This window comes from Pacificibacter sp., from assembly GCF_039769035.1.
Classification (GTDB): domain Bacteria; phylum Pseudomonadota; class Alphaproteobacteria; order Rhodobacterales; family Rhodobacteraceae; genus Celeribacter.
The window spans coordinates 1-8,487 of sequence record NZ_JBDMZG010000173.1; the positions used below are offsets into that span (position 1 = coordinate 1).

The following is an 8,487-nucleotide window of genomic DNA, read 5'->3' on the forward strand; positions in this document are numbered from 1 at the left end:
AAGCCCACAGCCCAAATCCCCATAGCAACAAACGGCCCACCAAGCCCAACCCCGCGATTTCCCGCTTGAGCGCTTCTCCGACGCCAGGCAACGTTCCACGTCACACAAACCTTCGCGCGTGGCGTCCGAGAAACCTACACCATAGCGGTCATTCGGATACTTGCTTGACGAGTAACGCTCAATCTCAAAGCTGCCATCCGCTAAGGAACGTAGCACCGATGAAATCCCAATCAACAGGTGCCGCGCCGCTGGTGTTTAAACCTAATCTTGAAGGCCGAGAAGGGAGCGGTTTGTGAGAAAGAAAACTTTGCGTGACGTGATCTGGCAAGGAATACCTGAAGTCTTGCGGTATGCACCGAGCCCTAGATGCGACAAAGGCTCCAATCGGAAAATAGGCCTGCAGACCCAGCGAACGGCTGTGTTTCATAGCCCGAGAATAGTCCGTCCTGCGTAACCAGAACTGTGCGCCACCCCCGCGCTGCGGCCCCCAGAATATCGGTGTGAAGCGTGTCACCACACATTGCGATCCGGTTTATCGGGGTCGTCGGAAGTGAGGCCTCAATCAGATCATAGACTTGGGGAAACGGTTTGCCGAAAAAGCGCACATGGTCAGGGAAGGTATCGGCGATGAGATGGCCAAAATACCCCGGTTCGACCGAGAACCCGTCATCACGGGGCGCGGCCAGATCGGCGTTTGCGATCAACAGCGGGCGCGGATTGCACTGCATGGCGGCTTCCAACAACTCCTGCTGCGAAGCAGTCCAATTCGCCGCAGAAAGGAATAGAAACTGGTCCACTACGTCATAGTCGGCGGCAGCGTCCGTTAAGCGTGTCACCCTGTGCGGTAGATCGTCGAGCTGGTCTGCATCGGCGGCAATCACGCCCCAGTGTCCTTCGCCCATCGCATCAAGGGCGGCTTGCCGGCTTGTGATGATCTCATCGTCCTCGACTCGCAGGCCCAGCTGTTTGAATTTGGCAATCGCACCGCTGCGGTCATAGCTGGCGGCGTTGGTCAGGATACGAATGGCGCAGCCTCGCTCGCGAAGCTGATCGAGCCGTGTATCCGCACCGGGGATCAGGGTTTCGCCCACGTTCAACACGCCAAAGGCATCGAAGACGAAGGCGTCGACTTGCTCGACGATATCCAGCAGCGAGCTGATGTCGACGGTGTCCGGTCGGGTCGTGGCGGCAGGAAGCCGAGTGCGGACTCCTTCGTAGCGATCGAAAATCTGTTGTGTCGTCAGCAGAGCGTCTGGCTTGGTCACGTGTCCTGTCCTTTGGAGGCAAAGCATCAGGGCCGCTGGATAATCCAGCGGCCCTGTCATTCTTCACAGAAGCTTCTTGCGAAGGGCCGAGGAGATGACCTCACCCGCGATGACAAGTGTGAGGATCGTCAGCAGGACCATCGAAACCTCTTGCCATTGGAAGGTATCAATTGCGCCTTGCAGGATGATCCCAATACCGCCTGCGCCAACGAGGCCGAGAACCGTGGATTCACGCAGGTTGATATCCCAACGCAGAATGCTGATCGCGAAGAACGCAGGCATCACCTGTGGCACGATCCCGTATATCACCACCTTGAACCGCGACGCGCCGCAGGCTTCCAATGCCTCGACCGGAGCATGGTCGATTTCCTCAATCGCTTCACCCAGCAATTTGCCAAGGAACCCGATAGAGCGGAACATAATCGCAATGATCCCCGCGATGATGCCGGGGCCGAAGATAGCCACAAACAGCAGCGCCCAGATGATCGTATTGACCGACCGCGAGGACACCAGAATGAACCGCCCGATCCAGAGGCACACCACGTTTGGCGTCGTGTTCTGCGCCGAGATATAGGCGACGGGCAGCGACAACACGACTGCAATCATTGTGGCGATTGTGGCGATGTTGATGGTTTGCCACGTGGCTTCAAGGATGGATGGCAGATTGGTCGGGTCCGGCGGCACCATACGGGCGAACAAGTCGACCAGTTGGATCGGCGCATCCCAGACCCATTCCCAGATCACGTCGATACTACCCAAGGCCCAGACGACAATCAGCGTGACGGCCAACAACGCGACATAGCGTTTCATCCGTTGGACCGGCGTAAACCGTGCCCATTCGTGTGTGAGTGTCTGTGTCATGTCATCCGCTTTCTGATCATACCGCTCACGGCTTCGGAAATCAGGATCGCGCCAACGATTACCATCGTGATGGCGAGCGCGAAGTCGTAATCATAGCGCCCGAATGCATTGGCAAGGGTCGCCCCGATGCCGCCTGCGCCGACGATGCCAACCACAGCAGAGGCCCGCAGGTTACTATCCAGTTGATAGATCCCAAGCCCCACAAGGCGCGGCATGATCTGAGGAAGAATTGCATAGATCATTGTGCTAAAGAACGACGCCCCGACAGAGCGCATGGCTTCGACCTGTCCGAAGTCAATCTCCTCGATCCGTTCGGCAAGCAGTTTGGCGACAAAGCCGATCGAATAGACTGTCAGTGTCAGCGCACCGGCCAAGGGGCCAAAGCCCACGGCTTTCACGAAGATGATTGCGACGATCACGGGGTGAAAGCTGCGTGCCAAAATGAACGTGCCGCGGCCAAACAAATAGACAGGCTTGGGCGAGATATTCCGCGCGGCCATGAAAGCCAGCGGCACCGACAGGATCATCCCCAGCGTAGTGGCTAGGATCGCGATTTTCAGGCTCTCCATGAAGCCGGAAATCAACAGGCCAGAGCGTTCAAAGCTGGGGGGGAATGCCCCGCTAAAGATACGTTGAGCCCGTGTGAGACCTTCGGCAGTGCGTTCCCAATCAATGGGCAAGGTGGCGATGGTTCCGATCACATAGACTGCGACGGCGATGTAAACCACCCAGCGCACAGCGGGCGATTTAATGAACGGCGGCTTGCGCCAGACGGTTTGGGCGGTCATGCGATAGCACCCATTTCCTGACGGTCCTCGGATGGGGTGCCCGCATAGATTTCATCCATTTGCGCGGCGGCAAGTGCGGCAGGCTTGTCGTCAAAAATGATCCGCCCATAGCGCATACCGACGATCCGGTCGCTGTATTCTTTTGCCTCGGTCACGTTGTGGATGTTGATGATGACAGGCAGGTTCAATTCCCGCGCAAGGTCGCGCAACAAAGACATAATCTGTTCGGATGTTTTCGGGTCGAGCGACGCCGTAGGTTCATCCGCCAGCAAAATTTCAGGGCGCTGCATCAGGGCCCGCACCACGCCAACGCGTTGGCGTTCGCCGCCCGAAAGTTCGTCGGCGCGTTTGTCGGCATATTGGGCGATGCCTACACGTTCCATCAACTCAAACGCGCGTTCGATGTCTTCAGAAGGATAACGGCGCGTGACGGCGGCCCATGTGGAAATATAGCCCAAACGTCCGGACTGCACGTTTTCCATAACGCTCAGCCGGTCGACCAGATTGAAGCTCTGGAAGACCATGCCGATCCGGCGACGGGCCTTGCGCAGCTCTTTCGCGCCCAGCGTCGTAAAGTCAGTGCCGTTCAATGTGATGCTGCCCGACGTGGGTTCAACCAGACGGTTCACACAACGTAGAAGCGTGCTTTTGCCAGCACCGGACGATCCGATGATCGACATCAATTGTTCGCCTTGAACCGACAGATTCAGATCCTTCAGGACAGGCGTACCTTTCCCGTAACTTTTCACAAGATTCTTAATTTCTAGCATGTTGCCTCTCAGATGCGCGTGCCACCCCGCCCCATGGGACGAAGTGGCCGTCTGCAGGGGGGGATTAATTGTCGGCGAGGCCCTGTGGCGTGTATTCGACGCCATTGGACGCCTGAATTTCACGGATCACAGCCCATTGATCCTGATAGGTGATCGGGATGAATTTGCTGACGCCTTCGAATTCGGCACCCAATGCGGTGCCTTCGAATTCAAACGAGAAGAACGCCTCTTGGATTTTCGCGGCAAGCTCTGGGTCCAGATCATGGGCCAGAGTGAACGACGTGGTCGGGAACGGATCGCTTTCCCAAATTTTGCGGACATCTGCCACATCATAAAGGCCACGCTCCGCCATGCGGTCCACGACTTCTGATGCAACCGGAGCTGCGTCGTAGTCGCCTGCGACAACCCCCAACATGGATTGGTCGTGCGAGCCGGAATAGACGACTTCGTAGTCCTCATCAGGGATCACACCAAGACCGGGGAACAGCGCGCGCGGCGCTTGGTTGCCCGAGTTTGATGTAGGCGAGGTGTGCGCCACACGGCGGCCTGCCAGATCGGACACTTCTTGAATGTCGCTATCAGCCTGCGTGAACACCTGAAGGCGGTAACCGAACTGCCCGTCTTCTGCGCCCATGATCGCAAACGGCACAGCGCCTGCAAGGTTTACAGCAAAAGGTGTAGGGCCGGTGGAGAAGCCTGCAATGTGCAGACGGCCAGAGCGCATTGCCTCAACTTCGGCAGAGTTCGATTGCACCGCGAAGAACTGCACGTCTTTGCCTGTGGCATCTTCAAGGTGGGCGATGAATGGTGCCCAGATGTCAGCGTAAACAGCAGGGTCTTCGACGGGCGTATAGGCGAACACCAAAGTGTTCGGGTCGTTCAGTTCAGCGGGATCTGTCGGCGCATCGGCCACAAGATCGCCGTTCGCATCACAATAGAGCGCATCAAGCGCACCGCGCTCGGCACAGTCTTGCGCAGCGGCTGCGGAAAAGCTGCCAAGCACCAACAGACTTGCAGCCATAGCTGCATTGTTCATTTTAAAAGTCATATAAATCTCTCCCTGGTTTGTCTCGCACTCAGTTAGGGTCCTCCAACCACGACCGGGCGATCCGGCAAGCCTAGTTGCATCCCCCGCTCGGGGCGAGGGTGGCTGTGTTAACACTCAGTTACAATGATCGGTTTTATTGTTAACAATATTACAAGCGGTTCTTGCCCCCTGTCTTTTCCTGTGAACTCCACGCAACCTAGGCAAAACCTGTCATAACGCTGCATCGGGGAGAATCAGGGTGACGTCGGACCATCATACCCAAGATCAATCACCGCCCGTCATCGCAATCGTAGATGACGACCACGAGGTGCGCGAGACCCTGTGCGAACTGCTGTCGAGCAGCGGGTTCACCCCGATTGCCTGCGAGGGCAGCGCGGATTTTCACGCGCTCGACGCACCGCCCGCCGTTGATCTTGCGATTATTGATCTTCGGTTGCGCGGGGAATCCGGTCTCGATTTGGCGGTGCAGATCGGGGCGCGTTATGCCTTACCGATTGTCATGCTGACGGGTGTGGGTGACGAGATCGACAAGATCATCGGCCTTGAAACAGGCGCTGATGATTACCTGATGAAGCCCTTCAACCCGCGCGAGCTGGTCGCGCGCATCCGCTCGGTGCTGCGCCGTTACGGACATGGCGTGAACCGCGCGCCGTCCCTGCCTGAACACACCATCACCTTCGGTCGCAAACAGCTTGATTTGCAAAGCCGGATTCTGCTGGACAACGCGGGCCATGAAATTCCGCTGACGAACGGCGAATACCGCCTGCTTGAGTATCTGGCACGCAACCCCTCGCGGGTGATTTCACGGCCTGAGCTTTTGTCCGAGCTGGGGTCGGATATGGAGCGTTATGTGGACCGCACGATTGACGTGCTTATCCTGCGCCTGCGCCGCAAGATCGAAGATACGCCATCAAAGCCTGTGCACCTGCAAACCCGCCGTTCGCAGGGCTATTTCTTCAAACTAGAGGCTGAGTAAAGCATGCGGCCCGCATTCCATACGCCCAGCGTCAAGGCGCGGCTTTCGATTGCGATCCTGACGCTGTGTGCCGTGACATTGATCATCTCGGCGATCAGCCTTTTGCTGTTGCGCAACGCGGAAAACTGGCTCGATACGATTCACCGCGACACGCTGTCAGAGGTGTCGCAGGCCATGGAATTGTCGCGCAACGCTGCAGATCTTGCCACCGCCGCGCCATTTCTTTTGACGGTTCAGGTGCCCTATCAACGGCAAGTGGATGCCGATGCGATTTTGCGCACCATCGACAAGTTGGAGGGCTTGTCAGACGGTACTGACGTCCTGACTTTGCCGCTGGCGCGAATCCGCGTCGCCATTGCCAATCTGCTACGTGTGTCGTCGCCACAAAGCCTGCTTCAGACCGAAATTGCAAAGATCGACATGGACCTAGCCCGCCTGCAAGACAGGTTCCAGCGGCAGGCCAATTTGACAGAGGCGACCTTGGATGATCGCCTGGCCTGGGCGGCCTTGGGCCTATTGGCCAGCGAGGCCCGCAGCGTGACCCGCGCGCGCGAGATCATCGAAGTCGGAGAAATCAGCCGCCGCTTTGACCGGAGCCGTGCCGCCCTGCATGACAGAGCCATTGCGGCAGAGGGCCTGCAGGAGATCGAGGCCATCCTACAGCGCCCGAACGCGGACCTTTTTCAGCTCAAATACCAATCGCTCACCGCAGCGCTTGATGCGGAGAACGCGCTGTTTCGTATTCGCCAGTTGTCCGGCGATATCAGCGCCTATGCCACATCGCGTGTCGAAGCGGCGCAAGAGCGACTGCGGGTGGCGCGGATGCAAACCTCGCGCGATCTGAAACTGGCGCAAACCGGTGTTGCCTTGCTTGCACTGTTCAGTGCCTGTGTTGCGGTGATCTCGTCCCTGTTCGTGTCGCGCTATGTAACGCGCAACCTGCGGCTTGTCGCGGACGGCATGCGGCAGCTGGCGGCGGGCGATCATTCTGTCACCGTGCCGACCAAAAATGAGACGGATGACGAGATCGGCCAGTTGTTCCATGCCTTCGGCGTGTTCCGCTCAAACGCACGCAAACTGGATCGACGGACGGCGCAAATCACCCGCCAGAACACGCTATTTTCTAGTGTATTCAGCGGCATTAAAGACGGCGTCGCGATCCTGACGCCACAAGGCAGAATCGAGGCCGAGAACGACAAAGTACGTGCGCTTTTAAGCATCCCCCACAACGCCCTCGCACAGACCATGCAAGACCTGTTTGCGCTGTCGGTATTCCGACTGCAAAGCGGGTCGGATGACCGCGGTGGGTATGATGAATACATCAACCCCATGGGTGACGTGATCGAGGTGCGGTCTTCGCTTCTGCCCGATGGTCGATCCGTCTGGCTGTTGTCCGAAGCCACTGAGCGCAAGCGCATCGAAGACCGTCTCGAGGAAATCCGCCGTGTTGAGGCGCTTGGCAAGGTCACGGGCGAGGTAGCCCACGATTTCGGCAACATCCTGTCAACGATTTCGGGCAACCTACACCTGCTAGAAACATCCAACGCGACCGCCGCGCCCTTCCGTCTTGGTCGGATACGGACGGCCGTAGACTTAGGCGTGTCCCTGACGGAACGTCTAGTAGCTTTCGCCCGCAAACAACACCTTGAACCAGAGCGGGTCGATCTTGGGTCATTGGTCGAAGGAATGCAGGATCTGCTGGATATTGCTCTGCCCGAAAACGTGGCACTTCATCTCGATCTGGGTGAAGATCCGGTGCATGTCTCGCTTGACCCCGGCCAGCTAGAAAGCGCGTTGCTTAATGTGTGTATGAACGCCGCACAGGCCATGCCCGATGCAGGCAACATCTGGATCACCTTGACGTCGCAGGACCGTCACGCTGTCCTGTCGATCAAGGACGACGGCATCGGCATGACAGAAGAAACCCGCCGTCATGCGTTTGAACCTTTCTATACGGCCCGTCCGAACGGAGAAGGCACAGGACTGGGTCTATCGATGGTATACGGTTTTGTAACCCAATCTGGCGGCAATATCGAAATATTCTCAACCATGAACCAAGGCACAACCATCGTAATTCGCGTCCCTATTATGGCCACGCAACCCGTCCCCAAGCCCAAGATACTTTTTGCAGGTACGGCAATCGTTGTTGATGACAATCGGGAAACAGCGGCTGCCTTAAAGGTCACCCTCACGACACTCGGGTTCGATACATTGGTCGCCACAACCTATTCGGAGGCGCAAAAAACCATCGAACAGACACAAGAAATAACACTATTGGTTTCTGATCAAAATCTAGACCATGGGCATTCGGGGCTGCAATTGATCCACGCCACGCTAGAACGACACCCTTGGGCATTTGCCATTTTGATATCATCGCGCCTGCCTGCCCAAGCCCCTGTGATTAAGAAATATCGCAACCGTTTTGAAATGCTCCCGAAACCCGTCGATGAAACTGATCTGGTTCATGCAGTGACCGACGCGCGTAAAAGAATAATAGAAGTTATTTAACACTCCAGTTCGACAGCACGAGAGACGGCCACCCTCCAGAATGTCCGCTTTTCCATTAGGAAGCTCATCTCAAGCATCTGCAGCGAATGTCTGCTTCCCGCCCGTGGTGTCGAACGGGCATGTCTGTTTTGGTGTAGGTTTCTCGGACGCCACGCGCGAAGGTTTGTGTGACGCGGAACGTTGCCTGGCGTCGGAGAAGCGCTCAAGCGGGAAATCGCGGGGTTGGGCTTGGTGGGCCGTTTGTTGCTATGGGGATTTGGGCTGTGGGCTT

The 8,487-nt window shown here is 57.1% G+C and carries 7 protein-coding genes; 2 read left to right on the top strand and 5 right to left on the bottom strand.

Features of this window, described 5'->3' with window-relative positions; translation table 11 throughout:
- Nucleotides 1-362: 362 nt before the first annotated feature.
- The 5 genes from ABF287_RS14460 to phnD form a co-directional block, all read right to left on the bottom strand.
- On the bottom strand, nucleotides 363-1,247 hold the full coding sequence (locus tag ABF287_RS14460; protein WP_347185709.1) for an HAD hydrolase-like protein: 885 nt from the start codon (nucleotides 1,245-1,247) through the stop codon (nucleotides 363-365).
- 81 nt (nucleotides 1,248-1,328) lie between these two features.
- Nucleotides 1,329-2,126, bottom strand: coding sequence for a phosphonate ABC transporter, permease protein PhnE (gene phnE, locus ABF287_RS14465; protein WP_347185703.1), 798 nt, complete (start codon nucleotides 2,124-2,126; stop codon nucleotides 1,329-1,331).
- Nucleotides 2,123-2,914 (bottom strand): phosphonate ABC transporter, permease protein PhnE, encoded by a 792-nt coding sequence (gene phnE, locus ABF287_RS14470; protein WP_347185704.1) that lies wholly within the window; start codon nucleotides 2,912-2,914, stop codon nucleotides 2,123-2,125. Before phnE (ABF287_RS14470) ends, phnE (ABF287_RS14465) begins: the two co-directional genes overlap by 4 nt.
- Nucleotides 2,911-3,684, bottom strand: a complete 774-nt coding sequence (gene phnC / locus ABF287_RS14475; RefSeq protein WP_347185705.1) for a phosphonate ABC transporter ATP-binding protein — start codon at nucleotides 3,682-3,684, stop codon at nucleotides 2,911-2,913. The genes phnE (ABF287_RS14470) and phnC overlap by 4 nt, the downstream gene beginning before the upstream one ends.
- A gap of 64 nt (nucleotides 3,685-3,748) precedes the next feature.
- Entirely contained in the window at nucleotides 3,749-4,732 is a 984-nt protein-coding gene (gene phnD / locus ABF287_RS14480) for a phosphate/phosphite/phosphonate ABC transporter substrate-binding protein (protein ID WP_347185706.1), read from the bottom strand.
- Nucleotides 4,733-4,970: 238 nt separating this feature from the next.
- Between phnD and ABF287_RS14485 the strand changes: the two genes are divergently transcribed.
- Nucleotides 4,971-5,708: a response regulator transcription factor gene (locus tag ABF287_RS14485; protein ID WP_347185707.1), complete on the top strand. Its 738-nt coding sequence runs from the start codon at nucleotides 4,971-4,973 to the stop codon at nucleotides 5,706-5,708.
- Nucleotides 5,709-5,711: 3 nt separating this feature from the next.
- Entirely contained in the window at nucleotides 5,712-8,216 is a 2,505-nt protein-coding gene (locus tag ABF287_RS14490; protein WP_347185708.1) for an ATP-binding protein, read from the top strand.
- Nucleotides 8,217-8,487: the final 271 nt, after the last annotated feature.

What these genes read in the sequence shown, in the direction of transcription:
- phnE (WP_347185703.1), bottom strand. Translation starts at nt 2,126, where the DNA reads ATGACACAGACACTCACACACGAATGGGCACGGTTTACGCCGGTCCAA.
- phnE (WP_347185704.1), bottom strand. Translation starts at nt 2,914, where the DNA reads ATGACCGCCCAAACCGTCTGGCGCAAGCCGCCGTTCATTAAATCGCCC.
- phnC (WP_347185705.1), bottom strand. Translation starts at nt 3,684, where the DNA reads ATGCTAGAAATTAAGAATCTTGTGAAAAGTTACGGGAAAGGTACGCCT.
- phnD (WP_347185706.1), bottom strand. Translation starts at nt 4,732, where the DNA reads ATGACTTTTAAAATGAACAATGCAGCTATGGCTGCAAGTCTGTTGGTG.
- ABF287_RS14490 (WP_347185708.1), top strand. Translation starts at nt 5,712, where the DNA reads ATGCGGCCCGCATTCCATACGCCCAGCGTCAAGGCGCGGCTTTCGATT.